This window comes from Pseudomonas sp. PvP089, from assembly GCF_017875165.1.
GTDB lineage: Bacteria > Pseudomonadota > Gammaproteobacteria > Pseudomonadales > Pseudomonadaceae > Aquipseudomonas > Aquipseudomonas fortuita.
The window spans coordinates 1,867,386-1,889,055 of sequence record NZ_JAGGME010000001.1 but is presented as its reverse complement, the minus strand read 5'-3'; the positions used below and the strand labels follow the sequence as shown (position 1 = coordinate 1,889,055).

The window sequence follows — 21,670 nt, the reverse complement described above, 5'->3', positions numbered from 1 at the left end:
GAGAGATATTCCTTGTATCGGGCAGACGGTGAAAAACTTTACCGGCCGATGACATGAAGCCGGGCATCATGCCCGCACTTCATGCAATGTTCACGGTTTAATCGTCACTGCTCGACTTGTTCAGCGCGTTGAGCGTACTCAGCACGGAACTCTGCTGCTGGCGCAGCTGGGTGACCAGGGTATCCATGTTGTTGTACTTGTCCTGCAGGCTCTTCTGCAGGGCTTCCATGCGGGTGTCCAGGGTATCTTGCTCGCTCTTGAGCTTGGTCAGGCTTTCGCTCAGCACCTTGGAGCGCTCGGCCAAAGTACCGGTACTGGCCTTGGCAAACGGTTCGGTCACCTTTTGCAGGCGTGCCAACAGTCCATCCTTGCCATTGAAGATACTGGTCAGGTCCGCCGCATTGGTGGAGGCGACCTTGTCCCATTTCTTGTCATCCAGGCTCAGCGTACCGCCATCCTGGGCAGAAGTGACGCCAAAGGCAGCGAGCGATTTCAAGGTACCGTTGCCCGACACCGCATTGAGCTCTTCACGAATGGAGGACATCAACGTGCGCATCGTGGCATCACCGGTCAGCGCCGCCGACGTCATTGTGCCATCAGCGTTTTTGGTGACCTTGGTTTCGGCATTCATGACTTTGAGCAGGGCGTTGTAGGTATCGATGAAACCCTTGAGGCCCGACTTCAAAGTAGTGGAGCTGGTAGTCAGCGAGAGAACAGTGGCTGTAACCTCGCCACTGGTAGCGTTTTTCGGTGAAGTACCCAGCAACTTGATGTTCAGACCACTCACGGCATCGGTGATGTCGTTGGTCTTGGACTTCATGGCAATACCGTCAAGCGTGTACTCGGCGTCCGCCGGCTCGTCGACCACGGTATAGCCAGTATCAATGCCCGAATTGCCCGAAAGGGTGATGTCGGAGCCGTCACCCATCTTGGTCGAGGTGATGATCAGACGCGAACCCGTGGCGTCGGTCAGTACGTTGGCGCTCAGGCCTGCCGTACTGAACTGACTGTTGATGCTATCGCGCACCTGCTGCAGCGTTGCGCCAGCAGGAACACTCAGATCGTAGGCCTTGCCATTCTGGGTCATGGTCAACGTGGTCGGACTGCCAGTGGCGTTGACTACAGAGCCCGCGCCATTTGCGTAGAACTTCGTTGACACCTTCGACGCAGTCGCCAGCTTGTCGACAATCAACTTGAACGAACCGTTGGCAGCCCCGGTACCCATGGTGACGGTCGCCACCTTCTCATCCGAAGACTTCAGGCTAAGGCCACCGAAACTGTTGGTGTCGGTCATGTTGGTCAAGGCGCCACGGAAGGCATCCAGCGCCGACTGAATCTTGCCGATAGAGGACAACGTGGTGGTTGCCTTCAGCGTTTGGGTATTGATCTGCGCCTGTTTGGGCGCCTTCTGCGCGGCCACCAGGGAATCGACGATCGCCTGGGTATCAATGCCCGAGCCAATACCGCTGACTGTTGTACCTGCCATCATTGCTCTCCTTGTTCAGTAGCTGCCGGATCCTTGGCGGATAAATCCATCAATGGGCCAGCAGCAACAAAAATCATGCCAGCCTATGCCTGATCATCGAACAGCAGGCTACTGGCCTCACTGAGGCTTTGTGCAAGCTTCAGCGCCGTTTCCGACGGGAGCTGGCGAATCACTTCACCTGATTGGGTGGCGATCACCTTGACCACAACCTGCCCCGTGGAATCATCAATGGAAAAGTCCAGCTGACGCTGGCTCGACTGGACGAAATCACGAATCTCGCCAACCGCCTTCTCCAGGTCTTCGCGCGAGTGCGGCTGGCTATCGGGGGCAGCAGCCTCCTGCACCTTGGCAGGCACTACCGGGTCCCGGTCAGCGACTGGCGCCTGGGGTAACACAGACGGATACACCTGGCTCAGCTTGACACTCATGTCCATGTTTCGAACTCCTCATGTCAAAAAGGGTGAAAGGGCACGTAAACGCGCCCTTTCACCCTTTACTCAGGCGCCTGAATTACTGGAGCAGTTTCAGGACCGAAGATGGCAGCTGGTTAGCCTGCGACAGGATCGCAGTCGAAGCCTGCTGCAGAGTCTGCTGCTTGGTCAGCTCGGCAGTTTCCGAAGCGAAGTCCACGTCCTGCACGGTGGAGCGGGCAGCGGTGGAGTTCTTCTGGATGTTCTGCAGGTTGTCGACGGTGGTTTGCAGACGGTTCTGGGTAGCACCCAGGCCCGAACGGACGCTGTCGATCGAACCGATGGCCTTGTCGATAACGGCCAGGGCGTTCTGGGCGTTGACGGCGTCGGTCACATCGGTGTCGGCGATGGTGGTCTTGGCCGAAGACTTGGAAGCTGAACCGAACAGGTCGGTAGCACCAGTACCGACTGTACCATCGGCTACCGAGTAACCTTTGGCAGAGTCCAGGGAAATCTGGCCAGTTACAACCGATGTGTCATCAGCAGTAGCGGAAAGCGTGGTCAGAGAGTTCGGGAAATCACCATTACCATCCCGCGCACCGACAGAAATGGCATCAGCGCCAGCCTTGGAGGTGAATTTCAGGTTCTCACCAGTGTCCGACTTCACCGACAAGCTCTTGGTCGATTCATCGTAGTTGACGCTGATACCCAGCTTGGCGGCGTTGGACTTCAATTGATCAGCCAGGCTCGCAGTGTCAGTAACACCAATGAAGCTTACGGTGCTGCCACCAACGGTCAGCTCGAAGTTGGCAGGGGTGGCTGCGGCACCACTTGCAACGGTCATTTTCACTTCGGTGCTGGCAGAGGCAGTCAGGCCACCGATTGCGCCATTGAGTTTGGCAGCAATATCTTTGGCCGAAGCGCCTTCATCATAGCTGACAGTCTTGGATTGGCCGTTGCCGGTTACAACCAGATCTGCTGCTGCCACGCCGCTAGCGCTCGGCGCGATAGTGCCCGACTTGATCTGCTGCGAGCCGATGCTCTTGGCCGAAACGTTGTCCAGCGCCAGGTTGATGGTTTCGTTGGCGTTGGCGCCGACCTGGATGGCCTTGGTGCCGTAGGAGCCGTCCAGCAGCTTCTGGCCACCGAAGGTGGTGGTTTCCGAGATACGGTTCAGCTCAGCGGTCAGAGCCTGGTATTCGTCGTTGTTCGACTTACGGTCGTCGGCGCTCAGGGAGCCAGTAGCCGAGGACAGGGCCAGGGTACGCATTTTCTGCAGGATGTCGGTCGAAGCCTGCATTGCACCTTCAGCGGTCTGGGCGATCGAGATACCGTCGTTGGCGTTCTTGACAGCCTGGCCCAGGCCATTGATCTGGCTGGTCAGACGGTTGGCGATCTGCAGGCCTGCAGCGTCGTCTTTAGCGCTGTTGATACGCAGACCCGAGGACAGACGCTGCATCGAAGTAGTCTGAGCGTTGCTAGCCTTGGTCAGGTTGCCCTGAGTGGTGATCGACGCAATGTTGGTGTTTACAGTTAAAGCCATGACGAAATCCTCGTTGGATGGGTACTGCGGCTTCCGGCCTTGGCAACCGCCGGACTGGCCTAGAGAACCTTCGTAATAGTTATCGTCGGGTGCGCGGGATGCTTGAGGGGTTTTTCGAAAAAAAAATGCTGGCATGGGGCCAGCCCCGAGAAATCAAGGGGTTAAGGGCATTTTATTGGCGTCAAATTCCACTCTCAAGCACACTGAGCATCACCTACCAGCCTCCACCTGTGGGAGCGGGCGCGCCCGCGAACACCGGCAAAGCCGGTGCCATACACCGAGTCGCCTGCTTCGCGGGCATGCCCGCTCCCACAGAAGCTGCGCCATGCCACAGCATTTTGCAGGCAAAAAAAAGCGCCAGGCGGTGGCCGCCGGGCGCTTCGGGGGACTGCTGAGGGATCAGTCGCGGTACAGGATGGCCGAGCCCCACGACAGGCCCACGCCAAAGCCGCTGATCGCCACACGCTTCCAGCTGCCGTCGAGCATGTGCTTCTGCAACAGCAGCGGCACGCTGGAGGACACGGTATTGCCGGTTTCCAGCATGTCCTTGACGAACTTCTCCGGGTGTTGCTCTTCGAAGCGCCGCGCCACGGCGTCGACAATCGCCGCACTGCCCTGGTGGATGCAGAACGCATCGATATCCGACGACTTCAGGCCGCTGGCATCCAGCAGCTCGTGCAGGTGCGCCGGCACCTTGACCAGCGCGAAGTTGAACACCTGGCGGCCGTTCATGAAGAATTTGCCGTCGGTCACTTTCAGGTGCTCGGCACCGGAGCCGTCAGTGCCGAAGCGCGCCTGACCCAGGTTCCATACGGCGCCTTCACCCATCCAGGTGGCTGTGGCGGCATCGCCGAACAACATGGTGGTGTTGCGGTCTTCCGGGTCGACGATCTTCGAATACGGGTCGGCGGTGATCAGCAGGCCGTTTTTCAGCCCTGCAGCTTCCATGAAGCCTTTGATCGCATACAGGCCATACACATAGCCGGAACAGCCCAGCGACACGTCGAACGCCGCCACGCGGGTAGAGAGACCGAGCTTGCTCTGGACGATGGCTGCGGTGTGCGGCAGGCCTTCTTCGTCACCGTTCTGGGTGACCACGATCAGCGCATCGATCGACTGCGGATCCAGATCAGGGTTGCTGGCGAACAGGGCCCGGGCGGCTTCTACGCACAGATCGGAGGTTTCTTGCTCTTCGGCCTTGCGCGGCAGGAACGACGCGCCGATCTTGCCGAACATGAACTCTTCGTCCTTGCCAAACTTCGCACCCTGGACGTAGTTGTCCAGGCCAGCGGTAGGCACGTAACTCGCGATGCTTTTGATGCCAATCATTCTGGCTTCCCAATGAAAACAGCCAAAGACCACCACTCGATGAATTGAGGGCGCCAAATACCGGGGCGTCACCGCCAGGGGTTGAAGGCAGAGCTCACCTGCGCACCGGTAACAAAATGCTGCAACAGCTGCTGCATAGAATACAGGGAAGATGATCGTTTTGACTCATTGGTCACATTGAAATGCTACGAAAGCCGTGGCGAGGGCGTGGAGACTGGGGAATTCGGGGAATGACCAGGCGGGCACAAATCCCTGCAGGAGCGGCCTTGTGCCGCGAAAGGGCCGCAAAGCGGCCCCGGCGATCTCAGCGTTAATGCAGAATGCCAAGGCTGCTTTCGCAGCCCTTTCGCGGCACAAGGCCGCTCCCACAGGGCATTCCCAGCCTGATGGAGCAGCAAGACAGATCAGAGCTTGTTGAACAGGCTCAGTTGCGAAATGCGCGAGAAGGCCAGTTGTGACGCCTCCAGCATGGCCTGCTGCAAGGTCAGGGTAATGGCCGCCTGCGACATGTCGGTGTTGCCGATGGCGTTCTGGGTGGTCTTGTTGGCCAGGCCCAGGCTGGTGTTCTCCTGGCGCTGGATCTCCAGCGAGTTGCCACGGGCGCCGATCGAACCACGGGTGATATCGACCTGCTCACGGGCACTGGCCAGGTTGGCGATCGCCGAGGCCGCTGCATCCTTCAGCGCATTGGCCTGGCCTACTCCCGTTACCGGCGTATCCAGCGCAGCACGCAGCTGGCTGAGGGTTTCCAGAACATTCTGGTTCTGGTGCGTATTGGCGGTGACCGCAAACTGGTCACCCGCCTCCGGCGAACCGGTTACCTGGTAGGTCACACCTGCAACCGTCAAGGCTGGCGCGGTGTAGGTACCCGTGGCCACGGCCTTGCTGTCAGCCGTCAGCGGCTGGGCGTAGAGTTCGTAGGCGCCGGGCCCGGTGAACTTGATCACAGCCCCGTTACTGGGGAAGGTGCTGCGATACGCCGCTTGGTCGGTCACGGTGCTGCTGGTGATCTGGGCGCTGGAGGTATTGCTGGCGTTGCGGGTAGCGTTGAACGAGTCCGGGCGCGCCGCCAGGGAAAACTCGCGCCCTGCCACCGCGGCGTCGGCGTCGGCGCCCTCCTCCACGGTAACGGTGATTTCAAACTCGACGCCACGCAGGGCAATGCTGTTGGCGCCCTCGGTCTTGCTGTCGAAGGTACCGTTGGTGGCGGTTTCAGACGTGATGTCCCTGCCACTTGCATCGGTGATGGTGTACTGGGTCGCGCTGGTGAAGGTCAGCTTGTACGGCTGGCCGGCAGTAAAGCTGTTGTTGTAGGTGGTACTTGAGGTCATCAGGCCAGACGATACCCCGACAACGCCATCGTCAGTTGCCGGTACCACCAGGGCCGACTGCGTGCGGCTCTTGTTGCTGGCGGAATCAAAGATGGTGAAGCCGGTGTCGTTGGTGGCCAGATTCAGCGTGTCGGAGACCTGCAGACTCAGCTGGGTCTGGTCACCGTGATAGCTGTAGGTGCGATCGGAGTTGCGCACATAGGGTGGCGTGGTGCTCTTGGAGCCGCCGAACATGTAGTCGCCGTTGGCATCGCGCGAGTTGAGCAGGCCAAAGATGTTGGCCTCGATCTCTTTCAGCTCGGTACTGATGGCCACACGGTCAGAGTCGGTAACCCCAGGGCCACCAGCACGGATCGCCAGCTCGCTGGCGCGCTGCATGGTGTCGTTGATGGTGGAGAGCACGCTCTCCTCCTGCAGCAGGGCGTTGCTCACCGTGTTGATGTTGCCGCTGTACTGGTCCAGCAGCGACTGCTGCTGTTGCAGCAGCAGCAGTCGCGCCGCGCCGACCGGGTCATCGGCGGCCGTCTGGATACGGATACCCGACGTGACCTGATCGTTGGTCTTGTTCATGGTGGAGAAGTTCTTGGAGTAGCTACTGGCGCTGGCCTCATAGAACTGAGCAGTGGAAATACGCACGAGAGTCTACTCCTTACAAGGCATTGATCAGGGTGCTGAAGGTTTCTTGCGCCGCCTTGATGATTTGCGACGAAGCCGTGTAGTAGTGCTGGAATTTCACCAGGCTGGCCGCCTCGTCATCGAGGTTGACGCCAGACACCGCGCTGCGGCTTTCGCTGGCGGACTTGAGTACCGCCTCGGTCGCCGTGGTGTCGATGGTCGCCTGGTTGGCCTTGGCACCCACGCGCTCCACCAGCGAGGCATAGGCCGACGTGAAGCTGGTGCCACCGCCGGACCCAGTGTTCACCGTCGACTTGGTCTGCAGGCCCAGCAGCGCCGTTGCGTTGCGGTTGTCGGCCTTGCCGTCGGCATTGAACGACAGGGTAAAGCTGTCGTTGGCCGCCGGGCTGCCGCCAATGGTGGTCTCGACGCTGAACGTGCGCGGGTTGCCGCTGCCATCGAGAATCGGCTGCCCAGCCGCATCGAGCATTGGCACGGCCACCGACAGTTTGTTGTCCGTACCCGGCACCACGCTGCCGGTGCCGATCTGGGTGCCCTTGGCATCGAACAGCTTGTAGCCTTGTGAGCCACCACTGGCAGCGTCGAACACCACGCGCACCGGCATCGAGTCGCGAATAGACTGCTGGATCAGTGCGGTGTCGGCACCGCCATAGATATCCAGCGACTGGCTCAAGGTAGGCTGGGTAATGGTGCCGGTGCCGCTGTTGCCGCTACCCGAGGCGGCGCTGATCGGCCCGGCAAAGGCCAGCTTGTTGGCATCGGTCAGGGTTGTGGTGATGCTGCCTGCTGCGGCACGAGTGGGGATGACCTTGAAGCTGTCGCCTGCCGCCAGGCCACCGCCTTTCAGCGACAGGCTGAAGCCGTCGATGACCGGCGCCGGGTCGGTGCTGAGGTCAAAGCTACCCATGTCGGTGCCGTCGGAGCGGCGTACGCTGTACTGGTTGGCGCTGGTGAACTTCACCTCGTAGTCGTAGGTGGTCAGCGCGCCGCTGTTGGCAATGGTCACGTCCAGGTTGCCGGAGCCGGTGCTGTTGCTCGACGAGGCCAGGCTGCGCTGGGCAACGGCAGTGGCGCTGTTGATGCTGGAGAACAGCGAGCTGCCGAACTGGCCATTGGCATCCAGGCCCTGCCCCAGCTGGCTGTTGATGCTGTCCGAAACCACCAGGGCTACACGGCCCAATTCGTTCATGGACGGTGTCAGCACGTCCTGGCGGTAGCGCACCAGGCCGCCGATCGCGCCACCGGTCACGACCGAGGTCACGTCGGAGCTGAACGACTCGTAGTTGATACGCAGGCTGGCCTGGCTCTTGTCGGCAGTACCCGGTTGCACCGACAAGGTGTTGGCCTTATTGCCGGTGACCAGCGACTGGCCGCTGCCCAGGTACACGTCGTAGTTGCCGTCTCGCTCCTGCACGGTCACGCCAACCAGCTCGTTGAGCTGGCGTACCGCTTCGCTGCGCGCATCCAGCAGGCTGTTCGGCGTGTTGCCAGTGCCCGAGGCCGCCGCGATCTGCTTGTTGTACTCGGCAATGCTGGCCGTGAGCTTGTTGACCTGGCCAGCCATGGTGTCGAGCTGGGAGTTGATCGTTTCGTTTTGCTGGGTCAGCTGGGTACTCACCGCGTTGAAACGGTTGCTCAGGGTTTGTGCCTGGGTCAGCAACAGCTGCCGGGAGGCAACGTCACCGGGCTTGGCCGCTGCCGTCTGCAGGGCCGAAAAGAACGCCGTGAGGACCGAGCTGATGCCGGTATCGCGATCGGCCAGCAGTTTGTCGATGCTGGTGATCTGGTCCTGGAAGGCAACCGAGTCCGCCTGCAGCGAAGTCGCGGTCTGCAGTTGGTTGTCCAGGTAGGAGCTGTAGATGCGACGCACGTCCGACAGCGTGGTACCGGTACCCAGGAACCCCGCGCCGATGTTGTGCGAAGGCCCCGCCGCCTGAATCGTCTGCTGGCGCGAATAGCCACTGGTCGCGGCGTTGGCGATGTTGTTACTGGTTACCGACAAGGCCGCCTGGCTGGCACTCAGGCCACTCAGGCCGATGGAAATCAGGCTCGACATGATTTAGTCCTTTTATAGATTCGTGGTTCTGCCAGCCATGGCGTATTGCGGGGTTGTCTGCATTTGCTGGGCGATGCTGATGATCTTCTTCGCATAGCCCGGGTCGGTCGCATAACCTGCCTTTTGCAGCTCTCTTGCAAACTGCTCAGGGTTATCGGCCGAGGCCAACGCATCTTGATAGCGAGAATTGCCCTGCAGCAGGTTTACCAGGTCGTGGAAGCTGTCCTGGTACGAGTCATAGCTGCGGAAGGCTGCGGTTTCCTTGACGAACTGGCCATCACGGAACTCGCTGGTGATCGCCCGTGCCTGCTCACCCTGCCAGTTGCCGGTGGCCTTGATGCCGAACAGGTTGTGGCTGCTGCTGCCATCGGTATTGCGCATCACCGATTTGCCCCAGCCGGTTTCCAGTGCGGCCTGGGCCACCAGGTAACGCGGGTCGATGCCAATGCGCTTGGCGGCCTGCTCGGCCATCGGCAGCATGGTGGCAACGAATTCGTCACTGTCGAAGGCCTTGTTCGGCGCCAGCGGGGGCTGGGCCACGGCGCGGCCGACAATGCGCAGGCCGTTGTCCGGCACAGCGAAAGCCTTGGCCACCTGCTGGCCGTCACGGGCAGGCACGGCGGCGGCATTGGCACTGGCGGCCGATGGCACGATACCGGCCAGCAGGCGATCGGTGAGTTTGCTCGGCAAGGCCAGGCGCCGCGAGTTGAGCGCAGCGACGTCGTTGCGGGTGCTGACCGAGTCCGTGGCATGCACCGGCTCCGCCACCTTGTTGCCCCACAGCGCCGGGCCACTGGCGTCGGCACGCGGGAACGGGCTGGTGTTGATCGACGCACTGCGGCCCTTGGTCAGCTGGCGCACCAGCACATCCTGCAGGCCGATACCGCCACCTTCGCGGGACATGCTCACGGCCAGCTGCTGGTCGTACATGTCGCGGTACTGCTTGACCGTTTCGGTGTTCATCGGGTTGTCATCGGCCAGCACGTCGCTGGCCTTGCGCGAGGCCTTGAGCATTTCGCTGATGAACAGCGACTCGAACTCCTGGGCCACCTTGCGCACGTTGGCTTCGCTGTCGCGATCACCGTGCTTCAGAGCACTCAGGCGGTTGAGGTCGGTATAGGCACCGCTGTCGGCACTGCCGGAGACCTGGCTTTTGATATTCATCCGCGCCGTCCTCAGATCACGATCAGGTCGGCCTGCAAGGCGCCGGCCTGTTTCAGGGCTTCGAGAATGGCCATCAGGTCGCCGGGCGCCGCGCCCACCTGGTTCACCGCGCGGACGATCTCATCCAGCGTGGTGCCCGGGCCGAACTTGAACATCGGCTTGGCTTCCTGCTCGGCGTTGACCCGCGAGCGGGGCACCACGGCCGTCTGGCCATTGGAGAAGGCCCCCGGCTGGCTGACGATCGGGTCTTCGGTAATGGTCACGGTCAAGCTGCCGTGGGTCACCGCCGCGGGCGACACCTTGACGTTCTGGCCGATGACAATGGTGCCGGTACGCGAGTTGATGATGACCTTGGCCACCGCCTGGCCCGGGTCGATTTCGAGGTTCTCGAGGATCGACAGGTAATCCACGCGCTGGCTGGGGTCCATAGGCGCACTGACCCGCACCGAACCACCGTCCACGGCCTGGGCCACACCCGGGCCAAGCAGCTCGTTGACCTTGTCGACGATACGCTTGGCCGTGGTGAAGTCCGGCCGATTCAGGTTCAGGGTCAGGCTGTTGCCCTGATTGAAGCCGCTCGGCACAGCCCGTTCAACGCTGGCACCGCCCGGAATACGACCCGCCGACGGAACGTTGACGGTGATCTTCGAGCCGTCACGGCCTTCGGCGTCAAAGCCACCCACCACCAGGTTGCCCTGGGCGATGGCGTAGACGTTGCCGTCGATACCCTTGAGCGGGGTCATCAGCAGGCTGCCGCCACGCAGGCTCTTGGAGTTACCGATCGACGACACGGTAATGTCCACCACCTGGCCGGGCTTGGCGAACGCTGGCAGGTCGGCATGCACCGACACCGCCGCGACGTTCTTCAACTGCACGTTGCCGGAGCCGGCCGGCACCTTGATGCCGAACTGCGACAGCATGTTGTTGAAGGTTTGCAGGGTGAACGGCGTCTGGGTGGTCTGGTCACCCGTGCCGTTCAGGCCCACCACCAGGCCGTAACCGATCAACTGGTTGGAACGCACGCCAGAAATGCTGGCGATGTCCTTCAGGCGCTCTGCCTGGGCACCGAAGGCACAGGACAGGAGCAGGGTTGCGGCAATCAGCTGCCTCACGTTGAACATGGTCATCCGTACTCAGAAAGGCCAAAGCGGGCTGATGAAGAAGCGGTCCAGCCACCCGGGCTGGCTGGCATCGGCGAACGAGCCGGTACCGGAATAAGTGATGCGCGCGTCGGCCACCCGGGTGGACGGCACGGTGTTGTCGGTGGCGATGTCATCGGCGCGGATCATGCCGGCAATGCGCACCAGCTCTTCGCCGGTGTTCAGGGTCAGCCACTTCTCGCCGCGCACGGCGATAATGCCGTTGGGTAGCACTTCGGCCACGGTCACGGTAATCGAACCGGTCAGGGTGTTGCCCTGGGTGGCCTTGCTGTCGCCCTTGGTGGCACGCTCGCCGTTGTAGCCGGCCTCCAGCGACAGATCACCACCGCCGAACGGGTTGTTGGTGTTCGGTGTGCTGCCAAACAGCGAGGTCAGGCCGATATCGGCCTTGCTGTTTTTCTGGATCTGCGAACCTGCGTTCTTGCTGGCCGAGGTTTTCTCGTTCAGGGTGATGGTGATGATGTCACCCACCCGGAACGCCTTGCGGTCGCTGTACAGGTTCTGCTCGAAACCGGCCTGGTAGATGGAACCGTTGTTGGCCGCTGCCGGTAACGGGGTGCGCGGCAGTACCGGCGCGTAGTACGGGTCGTTGGGCTTGGGCGTCGGGCCGACGCAACCTGCCAGCAACACCGCCCCCCCCAGGGCGAACACGGACAACAGACGATTCATGGTGCATACCTCACGGGTGTAACGAAGCGACAGGGCTTAGAGCTGTTGAGTCACGAACGACAGCATCTGGTCGGCGGTGGAAATGACCTTGGAGTTCATCTCGTAAGCGCGCTGGGTGGTGATCATGTTCACCAGCTCTTCCACGGTGCTGACGTTGGAGTTTTCCAGGGTCTGCTGCTGGGTGGTACCGAAGCCGTTCAAGCCCGGTGTGCCGACTTGCGGCGCACCACTGGCGGCAGTTTCCAGGAACAGGTTGTCGCCGATGGCCTGCAGGCCAGCCGGGTTGATGAAGTCGGCGGTCTGGATGTTGCCGATCACCTGCGCAGCCGGGTTGCCGGCGGTGGTGATCGATACGGTGCCGTCCTGGCCGACGGTGAAGGTTTGCGCGTCGTTCGGCACCACAACGGCAGGCTCGAGGGCGTAGCCATTGGCGGTGACGATCTGGCCGTCGGAGTTCAGGTGGAAGGTGCCGTCACGGGTGTACGACACGGTGCCGTCCGGCTGCAGAATCTGGAAGAAGCCACGGCCGTTGACCGCCATGTCCAGCGGGTTCTCGGTGGTTTGCAGGCTGCCAGCGACGAAGCTTTTTTGCGTGCCGACAATGCGCACACCGGTACCGACCTGTAGGCCCGAAGGCAGCTCGCTGTCCTGGGTCGACTGCGCGCCAGGCTGACGCTTGATCTGGTAGAGCAGGTCTGCGAATTCGGCGCGATCACGCTTGAAGCCGGTGGTGGAGACGTTGGCCAGGTTGTTGGAAATGACCGTCAGGTTGGTGTCCTGGGCGGACAGGCCGGTTTTAGCGACCCAAAGAGCCGGAAGCATGTAGTTTCTCCTCGTGCGCCTGTTTTACGGCACCCGTTCAAAAGTGATTAGCCGATTTGCAAAACCCGAGCCATGGCTTCGTCGCCTTCCTTGGCCGTATTCATCATCTTGACGTGCAGTTCGAACTGGCGAGACAGCGCCAGCACCGAGGTCATTTCCTCGACAGCATTGACGTTGCTGCCTTCCAGGAAGCCCGACACCACCCGAACGTTGACGTCGGCATCGGCCGGTTGGCCAGAAGCGGTATGGATCAAGCCATCCAGCCCTTTTTGCAGGCCTTTGGTGTCTGGGTTGACCAGCTTGATCCGGTCGACCTCGGCCATTACGCGGGGGTCTTCACCCATGGAGCGAATGCTGAGGGTGCCGTCGGCACCCACCTCAACCTTCTGCTCTGGCGGGATGGCAATCGGGCCACCGTTGCCGATCACCGGCATGCCGTTGCCGGCACGCAGCACGCCGAGGGCGTCGATGTTCAGGCTACCGGTACGCACGTAGGCTTCGCTGCCGTCCGGGGCCTGCACGGCAATGAAGCCCTTGCCGGTCACGGCGACATCCAGGTCACGCCCCGTCTCGACCAACGGGCCCTCGCTGAAGTCGGTGGCCGGGCGTTCGGTCATGGCAAAGGCGCGCGCCGGAAAGCTGTCGCCGAACACCGGCATCGAACGGGCCTGCTCCAGGTCACGCTGAAAACCGTTGGTGGAAATGTTCGCCAGGTTGTTGGCGTGGGCCTTTTGCGCCAGCGCGTTCTGGCTGGCGCCGGTCATGGCCACATAAAGCAACTTGTCCACAGTATCTCCTCTGCGCGTCGCTGCCGCGCTGTCACTGGCCAGGTCCGAAGCAATAATCGAACCAAGTCTGAAACCGCCTGTTTACAGGGGCTCCAGCGCAGCAAGGGGCAACAAACGTCAGTTTGTCGGCGGAAGTTTGCCGCCTGCGGCAAGGGCGTGCTCAGAAGGTGCGGCAAGCGGCGTTGTTGTAAGGGCCGGAATGGCGTACCCAGCCCTCGCCCGGGTTGTTGGCAGAGCACAGGTAGCGGCCGGTGGCCAGGCTTTGCCATTGGTAGAACGGGGCGGGAGCGGCCGAGAGCGGCAAGGCCGTGGCCAGGAGGGCGGTGAGCATTAGCCGTTTCATGGGCGTGAACCTTGAAGAACCTGGGGCCGCTTTGCGGCCCCAATTACAGACAAAACCACCCTAGCAGGCGGCCATCAGGTCATCTGGATGATGGTCTGCATGATGGTGCTTTCGGTGGAAATGGTCTTGGCGTTGGCCTGGTAGTTGCTCTGCGCCTTGATCAGGTTGACCAGCTCACCGGTAAGGTCGACGTTGGAGTCTTCCAGCGCACCGCCAGTAATCTGGCCCAAGGTACCAGTATCCGGGGCGCCGATCACCGGCACACCCGAGCCATAGGATTCTTTCCAGCTGGTGCCACCCACCGGGGTCAGGCCCTGCAGGTTGGCAAAGTTGGCGATCGCCACCTGGCCGATCACCTTGTCCTGGCCATTGGTGAAGTTGGCGAACATATTGCCGCTTTCGTCGATGGTCAGGCCCGAGAGCTCACCCGTGGCAAAGCCATCCTGGCTCTTGGCAGTGGTGGCGGAGGCTGCGTTGTACTGGGTGGTACCGAGCATGTCCAGGTTCACCCCGGCGACGTTGGCGGTAGCGCCGTTGGCGCTCCACACACCGGCGGCGTTCTTCTGTGCCGGGATCCAGTTGTCGAGGGTGAAGGTCTTGTTGGCCGCGATGGTCATGCCACCGGCCACCGGGCCTGCCGTCATCGAGGCAGAATCCAGGGTGCCGTCAGACTTGAACGGCAGATTGTTGGCCAGCGGCGTGGTCGAGGCCGGGTTGGCCGGGTTGCGCCCGTCGATGGTGGTGTACATGGTCCAGGAGTTGCTGGTGGCGTCCTTGACGAAGTACTGGTTCAGCTGGTGCGCGTTACCCTGGCTGTCATACACGTCGGTATTGAACGTGTAGTTATAGGTGCTGGTATTGGTCGGATCGAACGGCGTCTGGCTGGGCGCAGTCGCAGTGGAGTTGAGGTTGACGTTCTCGGAGATGCGCCCGGTCGGGTTGGGCGTCAGGTTCGAGGTGTCGATCTGCAGGTTGGTCAGCACGCCCTGGACGATCTTACCGTTGGCATCCACTGCATAACCTTGCAGGTTGGCGCCCGACGAGTTGACCACGTAGCCGTCCTTGTCGCTGTAGAAAGCACCGGCACGGGTGTAGATCTTCGAGCCGTTGTCGTTCATCACGAAGAAGCCGTTGCCATCGATAGCCATGTCCAGCGCCTGGCCGGTGCCATTGATGTTGCCCGGCGTGAACAATTGCGACACAGCGGCAGTCTTCACACCCGTGCCGACTACGTTCTTGCCGGCACTGGTGCCGCGGATGGAGTTGGAATACTGGTCGGCGAACTCGGCGCGCGAGGACTTGAAGCCAGTAGTGGCAACGTTGGCAATGTTGTTGCCGGTAACGTTCAGGGCCTTGTTCGCTGCATAGAGGCCGCTAAGGCCGGTATTGAAAGACATGTGTAACTCCTGTCGTTTTGCTCAGGCCCTAGATGCCGATGCTTTGGATTTTGGAAAGCGCAACACTGCCCAGCCCAGCCAGGTTGAGCGTCATCTCAGAACCGTTGGTGCCCATGGTCACACTGGTAACGGAGGCCGGCAGGTTGGTGGTCATGGCCGTGGCCTTGCCGTCGATCGAAGCGGTGGCCTTGAAGGTGTAGGTACCGGCTGGCGCCGCTTCGCCGTCGTCGTTCAGGCCATTCCAGGTAAAGTCGACCTTGCCGGCTTTCTGGGTACCCAGGTCGAGGGTGCGTACCAGCTTGTCATCCTTGTCGTAGATGCCCACCGAGGTGGCGGTGCTGGACGACGTCAGGTTGACCGTGCCTTTCATATCCTTGCTGGTGTCGACCACAGCCTTGTCGGTCTGGACAATTACATTGCGCCCGACCAGTGACGAGGCCTGCAACGCCTGGGAAGACTGCAACCCTGCCGCGATATAGGTCACAGAATCGTTCAGCGACTGCATGCTCTCGAGGCTGCTGAACTGCGCCAGCTGCGCCACGAACTCGCCGTTTTCCTGTGGATCGAGCGGGTTCTGGTTCTTCATCTGGGTAACCAGCAACTGCAGAAAAGCATCTTTGCCCAGCGCGCTGCCGGCAGCGCCGGTGCTGCTGTCGGTCTTGGACGTCTGCTTCTGCAGCGAGGTCAGGTACGCGCTGCTGACGTCAGAGGTGGAATTGGTGGTGGTCATGTCGGCTTCCTATCACTGCCCCAGGGTCAGGACTTTCTGCATCATGCTCTTGGCCGTGTTCATCAGCTCGGCGTTGGTCTGAAACGCACGGCTAGCGGAGATCATGTCTGCCATCTCCTCGACCACATTGACGTTCGGGTAATAGACGTAGCCGTCCTTGTTCGCCGCCGGATGATTGGGCTCGTAGCGTGCTTCCAGGGTGCTCTGATCCTCGACGATGCCTTTTACCTGCACGCCCTGCCCTGCTTCGCCCTGGTCTTCGAACAGCGACTGGCTGCTGCCGGCTTGCGCATCCTGGAAGGTGGTGGCGAACACGGGGTGGCGGGCGCGGTACGTCTGGTCGATGCTCGAAGAAACGGTTTCGGCGTTGGCAATGTTGGAAGCGACGGTGTTAAGGCGCGTGTTCTGCGCGCTCATGCCGCTACCGGCAATATTGAAGACACTGGAAAGGGACATGGTCATTCTCCCCGCAGGGCCGATACCAGCCCTTTGAATTTGCTGTTGAGCAAGGTGAAGCTGGCCTGGAAGCCAATGGCGTTTTCGGTGTAGTTCGATTGCTCGATCTGCGCGTCCACGGTGTTCTGGTCGATCGACGGCTGCAGCGGCGTGCGGTACTTGAGGGTATCGTCGGCTGCGATGGCGAGGCCTTCGGCTTCGATGTGGCGGCTATTGGTGCGATCCATGGCGAAACGGCCGCTTTGCTGCTTGTCGCTTTCGGCGGCCAGCACAGAGGCGAAGTCCATGTCACGCGCCTTGTAGTTGGGCGTGTCGGCGTTGGCGATGTTGTTGGCCAGCACTTCGGCGCGCTGGGCGCGGAAGCCCAGAGCCTTTTCGTGAATACCAAGCGCCCTGTCGAAGCTGATGCTCATGTCGGGGAAACCTTCGGAGGTTGACCGGAATATCGTTGAGCAAGGTATAGCAAGGGCTGTGCCAACCCATGCAAAGCCCGCAAATACGGGGCTACGAGGCGCAGTGCTGTCAGGGTGATGCCAGAAAAGCGGCAAAGGCCTTCCGCCCACGGCGGCGAAAGCGGCAATTGCCGGGCGGCAAATGCGGCAAATCAAAAAATTGACGTCAGGGATTTTCCTGTGCCGGCCTCTTCGCGGGCTTGCCCGCTCCCACAGAAATCCCTACGCAGCCCAAAGCCAGCACAATACCTGTGGGAGCGGGCAAGCCCGCGAAGAGGCCGACACAGGCAGCAAAAAGGCCGGCAACGTTCGCTGCCGGCCTTCTGGATTACTTGGCCTGGTAGATGATCCCCGGGCTGCACTGGACCATCTGGTAATGGTCCGGCAACCCGTTCAGCGCTTCCGAAGCACCAAGGAACAGGTAGCCACCTGGCTTCAGTGTGCTGTGAATGCGCAGCAGGATGTCCCGTTTCACCTGCGCCGAGAAGTAGATCAGCACGTTGCGGCAGAACACGATGTCGAACTTGCCCAGGGCGGCATAGCTGTCGAGCAGGTTGAACGAGCGGAACTCGACGCGGCTGCGAATCGCCGGCTTGACCGCCCAGCGCCCCGGCCCCTTGGGGTCGAAGTAGCGCTGCAGGCGCTCCTGGGACAAGCCGCGGGCGATGGCCAGGCTGTCATACTCACCGGTCTTGCAGTTGGTCAGCATGGTGCCGGACAGGTCGGTGGCAACGATCTGCGCGCCCATCTTCAATTGGCCAAGGTTGCTGCGCTCGAACTCGTCGATGGCCATCGAAATGGAATACGGCTCCTGGCCCGACGAACAGGCCGCCGACCACATGCGCAGGCGCTGGCCGGGGTTGTTGCGGATGAACTCGGGAATCACCTTGTTCTTCAGCACTTCGAACGGGTAGGTATCGCGAAACCACAGGGTTTCGTTGGTGGTCATCGCATCCACCACCTGCTCACGCAAACCACCGCGCGGCTGGGCCTGGATGCGTTGCACCAGTTCGCCCAGGCTTTTGATGCCCTGTTGCTCCATCAGCTTGTTGAGACGGCTGGAAACCAGGTACTGCTTATTCTCGCCCAGCAGGATGCCACAGGCTTTCTCCAGGAATACCCGGAACTGTTCGAAATCCAAATTACCCGTAGACACTCTTGCCGCCTCTTTTCAATCACTGGTGCCGGGGGCGTGCCCCCAGCTGCTTCAATGCGCTGCCTTGATCCGGTCGACCACCCGCTGGGCCAGGTCGTCCGGCTTGAACTTGGCCAGGAAGTCATCGGCACCGACCTTCTTGACCATTGCCTGGTTGAACACCCCGGAAAGCGAAGTATGCAGGCAGATGTGCAATTTTTGCATGCGCGGGTCGCTGCGGATCTCCGCCGTTAGCGTATAGCCGTCCATTTCCGGCATTTCAATGTCCGAGATCATCATCAGGAACTCTTCTTCCGGCTTTTTGCCCTCCTCCACCAGCTGGCGCAGGTAGTTCAGGGCCTGACGGCCATCATTGAGCGCCACCACCTCCACCCCCACGGTCTGCAGGCAGCGGCTGACCTGCTTGCGTGCCACCGACGAATCGTCCACGGTCAGCACCCGCATCAGCACGGCCTTGTCCTGCGTCTCGGCATCGATCACCCCGGCCGAGACCGACTCGGACGACGGCGACACTTCGGCCAGCACCTTCTCCACATCGATGATCTCGACCATGCGGTTGTCCACCCGGGTGACCGCCGTCAGGTAGTGGTCACGGCCGGTGCCCTTGGGTGGCGGATGGATCTCTTCCCAGTTCATGTTGACGATGCGCTCCACCGAGTGCACCAGAAAGCCCTGGGTCTTGGTGTTGTACTCGGTGATGATCACGAAGCTGTTGCGCGTCTCTTCCTGCAGCGGCCGCAACCCGGTGGCCATCGACAAGTCGAGGATCGGGATGGTCGCCCCGCGAATGTTGGCAACGCCACGCACCACCGGGTGCGCCTTGGGCAGCAGGGTCAGCGCAGGGCATTGCAGCACTTCCCTGACCTTGAACACGTTGATGCCGTAAAGCTGTTCGCCGTTGAGGCGGAACAGCAGCAATTCCAGGCGATTCTGCCCCACCAGCTGCGTGCGCTGGTTGACCGAATCCATAACACCCGCCATGCCAGACTCCTTATCTTTCAGCCTTTCGTTGCAACTCAGGTTACGAGTCGGCACGGGCTTTGCTTTTTTGAGCGTCATGCATACGAAAACGACATTTTTCCGACGATTGACGCGCCTGCTGACGGGCTCGCTGGCCACGTTGTGCCTGCTGGTGCCCGGCGTTCGCACGGTAGCGGACGCGCTCACCTTGCCTGAACAGCTTATCGGTGTCACCCAAGGGTTTCTTGAATTCACCGTCGAAGATTACCTGGCTACCACCCAGACCCCCGGCCGCTATGAAATCCAGGTCAACCCGCTGGACCCACGCCTGCGCATGCCGTTGTGCAGCCAGCAGCTGGACGCCTCGCTGGAAAGCCCTTCCCTGCCACTTGGCCGGGTAACGGTACGGGTGCGCTGCGACAGTGCGGCCCCGTGGACGGTGTTTGTCCCGGCCACGGTACGGCTGTTCCGCGACGTGGTGGTGGTCACCCGCCCGCTCAAGCGCGACAACACAGTGGGCGAAGGCGACGTGGCCCTGCGCGAGCGCGATGTCGGCACCCTTGGCCAGGGTTTTCTGACCGAACTGGACCAGGCAGTGGGCATGAAGATGCTGCGCCCCACGGTGATCGACCAGGTACTTACCCCGCAACATCTGGAGCAGGCCGAGGTGGTGCGCAAGGGCGACCAGGTGGTGATCATCGCCCGCAGCGGCAGCCTGAGCGTGCGCATGCCGGGCGAGGCCCTGAGCAAAGGCGGCCTGAGCGAACAGATACGGGTACGCAACCTGAATTCCAAACGGGTGGTCAAGGCCAGGGTGACGGGCCCGGGCCAGGTCGAGGTGAGCATGTAGCCCGCCACAGATTGCGCTGGCAGGGAGGAACCGCTTTTCCTAAACTGTGTCAGAGAACGGGTTGGCGAGCTTGCTGACAGGCGGCCAAGCATTTGTGCCTAAAGTTTCTTTCGGGCTGGCCGAAAACAAGGCAAGCGTCCAAATACCCAGAGGTTCCTGATCATGGTCATCGACTTCAGTCGTTTGAATAACTCTCCGTCCGTCACGGGCGGCGTGCGCGGCAACACCGCGGCGGGCAATGCCGAAAAACCGGCAGCCAGCCAGGAAGCGGTGAAAGACACCAGCGCCAGCGGAGAAGCGGTACACCTCAGCCAAGAGGCACAGCAGTTGCAAAAGGTCAGCGACAAGCTGCGCGACGAGCCGGTTGTCAACAGTGCCCGTGTGGCCCAGTTGAAACAGGCGATCGCCGACGGCAGCTACCAGGTCGATGCCGGCCGGGTCGCCAGCAAACTGCTCGATTTCGAAGCCCAGCGCTGACCCTTCGGCGCGCTGACTTCACGGACGCTAGAAAAGCCAAGAGTTAGCCATGCACGACACCACCTTGCTGCAACTGATCGAAGATGACATTGCCCCGATGCAGGAACTGCTCGACCTTCTGAATAAAGAAGCGATCGCCCTGCATGGCCGCGACATGCCGCTGCTGGAACAGATCCTGGCGCGCAAGCAGTCGCTGATCATCTTGCTCGAGCAGCATGGCCAGCGCCGCAGCCAGTTGCTCGGCAGCCTGGGCCTGAGTGCCGATCGCACTGGCGTGCAGGCGGTAGCCGCACAATCGCCCCATGGCGACGCGATGCTGCAGCGGCTCGACATGCTGTCGAAACTGATGGACGACTGCCAGCAGGTCAACCAGACCAACGGCCGGATCATCCAGGTACAGCAACACGTCACCAACAACCAGATCAGAATCCTCATGGGCGGCGACTCACCGTCGCTCTACGATAGCCGAGGCAGCACCTCGCCGCTGGCCAAGCCACGGGCCCTCAGCCAAGTGTGATTTTTCTATCAAGGCACGGAACATACTGGCAAAATGCCGTTACTTGCGTGTGTCGCTTTTGCCTGGAGAACGATAAGCCGTGTTCAATGAAACCGAAGCCCCGCAACCGCCAAAGGTGCTGAACACCCCCTTGGAGATTGCGGCCAACTTGCGGCAGCTGCAGGAAAGCCACGACCCCCTGATCATCACCTTCCATGACCGCAGCCAGCGCTTCCAGAGCTATGTGGTGCACGTGGACCGTGAAAGCAACACCCTGGCACTGGACGAGATGATCCCGCGCGACGGTGAAAAATTCATCGAAAACGGCGAGCACTTCCGCGTTGAGGGCTTTCACGATGGCGTACGCATCGCCTGGGAATGCGACCACGCGCTGAAGATCACCGAAGTCAACGGCCACCGCTGCTACAGCGGTGCCATGCCGCAGGAGATGACCTACCACCAGCGCCGCAACGCCTTCCGCGCCGCGCTGAAGCTGTCGCAACTGGTCGACATCATTCTCGATGGCACCCACCTGAAGGGTAACGGCGCCCTGCGTGGCAAGCTGCTGGACATCTCGGCCACCGGGTGCAAACTGCGCTTCGAAGGCAATGTCGAAGATCGCCTGCAGCTGGGCCAGGTGTACGAACGTTTCAAGGCGGGTAACCCGCTGGGCCTGGTGGACACCATGGTCGAACTGCGGCACCTGCACTATGAAGAGCGCATCAATACCACCTTTGCCGGCGTGCGCTTCCACAACCTGAGCGGGCAGGCACAGCGCAAGATCGAGAGCTTTGTGTATCAGCTGCAGCGTGAGGCGCGGCGGTTTGACAAAGACGACTATTGATCGTCGCCTGAATGCGAAAACGCCACCTGCTGAGGTGGCGTTTTCATTTGCGTTCTTCCTGCCCCGGCCTCTTCGCGGGGCAAGCCCGCTCCCACAGTGGTAGCGTCAAACCTGA

Annotated in this window: 22 protein-coding genes; 4 read left to right on the top strand and 18 right to left on the bottom strand. The window is 61.2% G+C overall.

Translation table 11 applies throughout. From position 1 onward, the window contains the following. Window positions 1-97: 97 nt before the first annotated feature. The 18 genes from fliD to J3A71_RS08710 all read right to left on the bottom strand — a co-directional run bounded on the left by fliD (window position 98) and on the right by J3A71_RS08710 (window position 18,909). Entirely contained in the window at window positions 98-1,486 is a 1,389-nt protein-coding gene (gene fliD, locus J3A71_RS08795; protein ID WP_209952827.1) for a flagellar filament capping protein FliD, read from the bottom strand. A gap of 83 nt (window positions 1,487-1,569) precedes the next feature. After that, the gene (locus J3A71_RS08790; RefSeq protein WP_016488453.1) at window positions 1,570-1,920 is read right to left on the bottom strand and encodes a flagellar protein FlaG; all 351 of its coding nucleotides are present in this window, start codon (window positions 1,918-1,920) and stop codon (window positions 1,570-1,572) included. 76 nt (window positions 1,921-1,996) lie between these two features. After that, the gene (locus J3A71_RS08785) at window positions 1,997-3,439 is read right to left on the bottom strand and encodes a flagellin (RefSeq protein ID WP_016488454.1); all 1,443 of its coding nucleotides are present in this window, start codon (window positions 3,437-3,439) and stop codon (window positions 1,997-1,999) included. A 399-nt stretch (window positions 3,440-3,838) separates the two neighbouring features. Continuing rightward, window positions 3,839-4,768, bottom strand: coding sequence for a ketoacyl-ACP synthase III (locus tag J3A71_RS08780; protein WP_016488455.1), 930 nt, complete (start codon window positions 4,766-4,768; stop codon window positions 3,839-3,841). 404 nt (window positions 4,769-5,172) lie between these two features. Then, window positions 5,173-6,735, bottom strand: a complete 1,563-nt coding sequence (locus J3A71_RS08775; RefSeq protein ID WP_209952825.1) for a flagellar hook-associated protein 3 — start codon at window positions 6,733-6,735, stop codon at window positions 5,173-5,175. A gap of 13 nt (window positions 6,736-6,748) precedes the next feature. Beyond that, entirely contained in the window at window positions 6,749-8,791 is a 2,043-nt protein-coding gene (gene flgK, locus J3A71_RS08770) for a flagellar hook-associated protein FlgK (RefSeq protein ID WP_096426598.1), read from the bottom strand. A 12-nt stretch (window positions 8,792-8,803) separates the two neighbouring features. Continuing rightward, window positions 8,804-9,955: a flagellar assembly peptidoglycan hydrolase FlgJ gene (gene flgJ / locus J3A71_RS08765; protein WP_096426599.1), complete on the bottom strand. Its 1,152-nt coding sequence runs from the start codon at window positions 9,953-9,955 to the stop codon at window positions 8,804-8,806. An 11-nt stretch (window positions 9,956-9,966) separates the two neighbouring features. Continuing rightward, window positions 9,967-11,082, bottom strand: coding sequence for a flagellar basal body P-ring protein FlgI (locus tag J3A71_RS08760; RefSeq protein ID WP_016488459.1), 1,116 nt, complete (start codon window positions 11,080-11,082; stop codon window positions 9,967-9,969). A 6-nt stretch (window positions 11,083-11,088) separates the two neighbouring features. Further along, window positions 11,089-11,784 (bottom strand): flagellar basal body L-ring protein FlgH, encoded by a 696-nt coding sequence (flgH, locus tag J3A71_RS08755; protein WP_016488460.1) that lies wholly within the window; start codon window positions 11,782-11,784, stop codon window positions 11,089-11,091. Window positions 11,785-11,820: 36 nt separating this feature from the next. Next, window positions 11,821-12,606, bottom strand: a complete 786-nt coding sequence (gene flgG, locus J3A71_RS08750) for a flagellar basal-body rod protein FlgG (protein WP_012273525.1) — start codon at window positions 12,604-12,606, stop codon at window positions 11,821-11,823. A gap of 47 nt (window positions 12,607-12,653) precedes the next feature. Continuing rightward, window positions 12,654-13,394: a flagellar basal body rod protein FlgF gene (locus J3A71_RS08745; protein ID WP_016488461.1), complete on the bottom strand. Its 741-nt coding sequence runs from the start codon at window positions 13,392-13,394 to the stop codon at window positions 12,654-12,656. A gap of 160 nt (window positions 13,395-13,554) precedes the next feature. After that, on the bottom strand, window positions 13,555-13,737 hold the full coding sequence (locus tag J3A71_RS08740) for a hypothetical protein (protein ID WP_096426600.1): 183 nt from the start codon (window positions 13,735-13,737) through the stop codon (window positions 13,555-13,557). 74 nt (window positions 13,738-13,811) lie between these two features. Beyond that, window positions 13,812-15,134, bottom strand: coding sequence for a flagellar hook protein FlgE (gene flgE / locus J3A71_RS08735; RefSeq protein WP_095117252.1), 1,323 nt, complete (start codon window positions 15,132-15,134; stop codon window positions 13,812-13,814). A gap of 28 nt (window positions 15,135-15,162) precedes the next feature. After that, on the bottom strand, window positions 15,163-15,864 hold the full coding sequence (flgD, locus tag J3A71_RS08730; RefSeq protein ID WP_016488464.1) for a flagellar hook assembly protein FlgD: 702 nt from the start codon (window positions 15,862-15,864) through the stop codon (window positions 15,163-15,165). A 12-nt stretch (window positions 15,865-15,876) separates the two neighbouring features. Further along, window positions 15,877-16,320 carry a flagellar basal body rod protein FlgC gene (flgC, locus tag J3A71_RS08725; protein ID WP_024087485.1) on the bottom strand — a complete coding sequence of 148 codons (444 nt, stop codon included), beginning with the start codon at window positions 16,318-16,320 and terminating at the stop codon, window positions 15,877-15,879. Window positions 16,321-16,322: 2 nt separating this feature from the next. Continuing rightward, entirely contained in the window at window positions 16,323-16,733 is a 411-nt protein-coding gene (gene flgB / locus J3A71_RS08720) for a flagellar basal body rod protein FlgB (protein WP_096426601.1), read from the bottom strand. 367 nt (window positions 16,734-17,100) lie between these two features. Beyond that, window positions 17,101-17,928, bottom strand: a complete 828-nt coding sequence (gene cheR / locus J3A71_RS08715) for a protein-glutamate O-methyltransferase CheR (RefSeq protein WP_016488467.1) — start codon at window positions 17,926-17,928, stop codon at window positions 17,101-17,103. A 51-nt stretch (window positions 17,929-17,979) separates the two neighbouring features. Next, entirely contained in the window at window positions 17,980-18,909 is a 930-nt protein-coding gene (locus tag J3A71_RS08710) for a chemotaxis protein CheV (RefSeq protein WP_016488468.1), read from the bottom strand. Window positions 18,910-18,985: 76 nt separating this feature from the next. Here J3A71_RS08710 and flgA point away from each other — a divergent pair, with 76 nt between their 5' ends. The 4 genes from flgA to J3A71_RS08690 all read left to right on the top strand — a co-directional run bounded on the left by flgA (window position 18,986) and on the right by J3A71_RS08690 (window position 21,555). Then, window positions 18,986-19,738 carry a flagellar basal body P-ring formation chaperone FlgA gene (flgA, locus tag J3A71_RS08705; RefSeq protein WP_016488469.1) on the top strand — a complete coding sequence of 251 codons (753 nt, stop codon included), beginning with the start codon at window positions 18,986-18,988 and terminating at the stop codon, window positions 19,736-19,738. A gap of 162 nt (window positions 19,739-19,900) precedes the next feature. Beyond that, a complete protein-coding gene (flgM, locus tag J3A71_RS08700; protein WP_016488470.1) occupies window positions 19,901-20,215 on the top strand; it encodes a flagellar biosynthesis anti-sigma factor FlgM in 315 nt (104 codons plus the stop codon). A gap of 49 nt (window positions 20,216-20,264) precedes the next feature. Continuing rightward, window positions 20,265-20,732, top strand: coding sequence for a flagellar protein FlgN (locus tag J3A71_RS08695; RefSeq protein ID WP_016488471.1), 468 nt, complete (start codon window positions 20,265-20,267; stop codon window positions 20,730-20,732). A 79-nt stretch (window positions 20,733-20,811) separates the two neighbouring features. Next, window positions 20,812-21,555 (top strand): flagellar brake protein, encoded by a 744-nt coding sequence (locus J3A71_RS08690; RefSeq protein ID WP_016488472.1) that lies wholly within the window; start codon window positions 20,812-20,814, stop codon window positions 21,553-21,555. Window positions 21,556-21,670 lie beyond the last annotated feature (115 nt).

What these genes read in the sequence shown, in the direction of transcription:
- flgA (WP_016488469.1), top strand. Translation starts at nt 18,986, where the DNA reads ATGCATACGAAAACGACATTTTTCCGACGATTGACGCGCCTGCTGACG.
- flgB (WP_096426601.1), bottom strand. Translation starts at nt 16,733, where the DNA reads ATGAGCATCAGCTTCGACAGGGCGCTTGGTATTCACGAAAAGGCTCTG.
- J3A71_RS08710 (WP_016488468.1), bottom strand. Translation starts at nt 18,909, where the DNA reads ATGGCGGGTGTTATGGATTCGGTCAACCAGCGCACGCAGCTGGTGGGG.
- flgE (WP_095117252.1), bottom strand. Translation starts at nt 15,134, where the DNA reads ATGTCTTTCAATACCGGCCTTAGCGGCCTCTATGCAGCGAACAAGGCC.
- flgC (WP_024087485.1), bottom strand. Translation starts at nt 16,320, where the DNA reads ATGTCCCTTTCCAGTGTCTTCAATATTGCCGGTAGCGGCATGAGCGCG.
- J3A71_RS08785 (WP_016488454.1), bottom strand. Translation starts at nt 3,439, where the DNA reads ATGGCTTTAACTGTAAACACCAACATTGCGTCGATCACCACTCAGGGC.
- flgM (WP_016488470.1), top strand. Translation starts at nt 19,901, where the DNA reads ATGGTCATCGACTTCAGTCGTTTGAATAACTCTCCGTCCGTCACGGGC.
- flgH (WP_016488460.1), bottom strand. Translation starts at nt 11,784, where the DNA reads ATGAATCGTCTGTTGTCCGTGTTCGCCCTGGGGGGGGCGGTGTTGCTG.
- flgJ (WP_096426599.1), bottom strand. Translation starts at nt 9,955, where the DNA reads ATGAATATCAAAAGCCAGGTCTCCGGCAGTGCCGACAGCGGTGCCTAT.
- J3A71_RS08790 (WP_016488453.1), bottom strand. Translation starts at nt 1,920, where the DNA reads ATGGACATGAGTGTCAAGCTGAGCCAGGTGTATCCGTCTGTGTTACCC.
- J3A71_RS08695 (WP_016488471.1), top strand. Translation starts at nt 20,265, where the DNA reads ATGCACGACACCACCTTGCTGCAACTGATCGAAGATGACATTGCCCCG.
- J3A71_RS08780 (WP_016488455.1), bottom strand. Translation starts at nt 4,768, where the DNA reads ATGATTGGCATCAAAAGCATCGCGAGTTACGTGCCTACCGCTGGCCTG.
- fliD (WP_209952827.1), bottom strand. Translation starts at nt 1,486, where the DNA reads ATGGCAGGTACAACAGTCAGCGGTATTGGCTCGGGCATTGATACCCAG.
- flgG (WP_012273525.1), bottom strand. Translation starts at nt 12,606, where the DNA reads ATGCTTCCGGCTCTTTGGGTCGCTAAAACCGGCCTGTCCGCCCAGGAC.
- J3A71_RS08740 (WP_096426600.1), bottom strand. Translation starts at nt 13,737, where the DNA reads ATGAAACGGCTAATGCTCACCGCCCTCCTGGCCACGGCCTTGCCGCTC.
- J3A71_RS08760 (WP_016488459.1), bottom strand. Translation starts at nt 11,082, where the DNA reads ATGACCATGTTCAACGTGAGGCAGCTGATTGCCGCAACCCTGCTCCTG.
- flgK (WP_096426598.1), bottom strand. Translation starts at nt 8,791, where the DNA reads ATGTCGAGCCTGATTTCCATCGGCCTGAGTGGCCTGAGTGCCAGCCAG.
- flgD (WP_016488464.1), bottom strand. Translation starts at nt 15,864, where the DNA reads ATGACCACCACCAATTCCACCTCTGACGTCAGCAGCGCGTACCTGACC.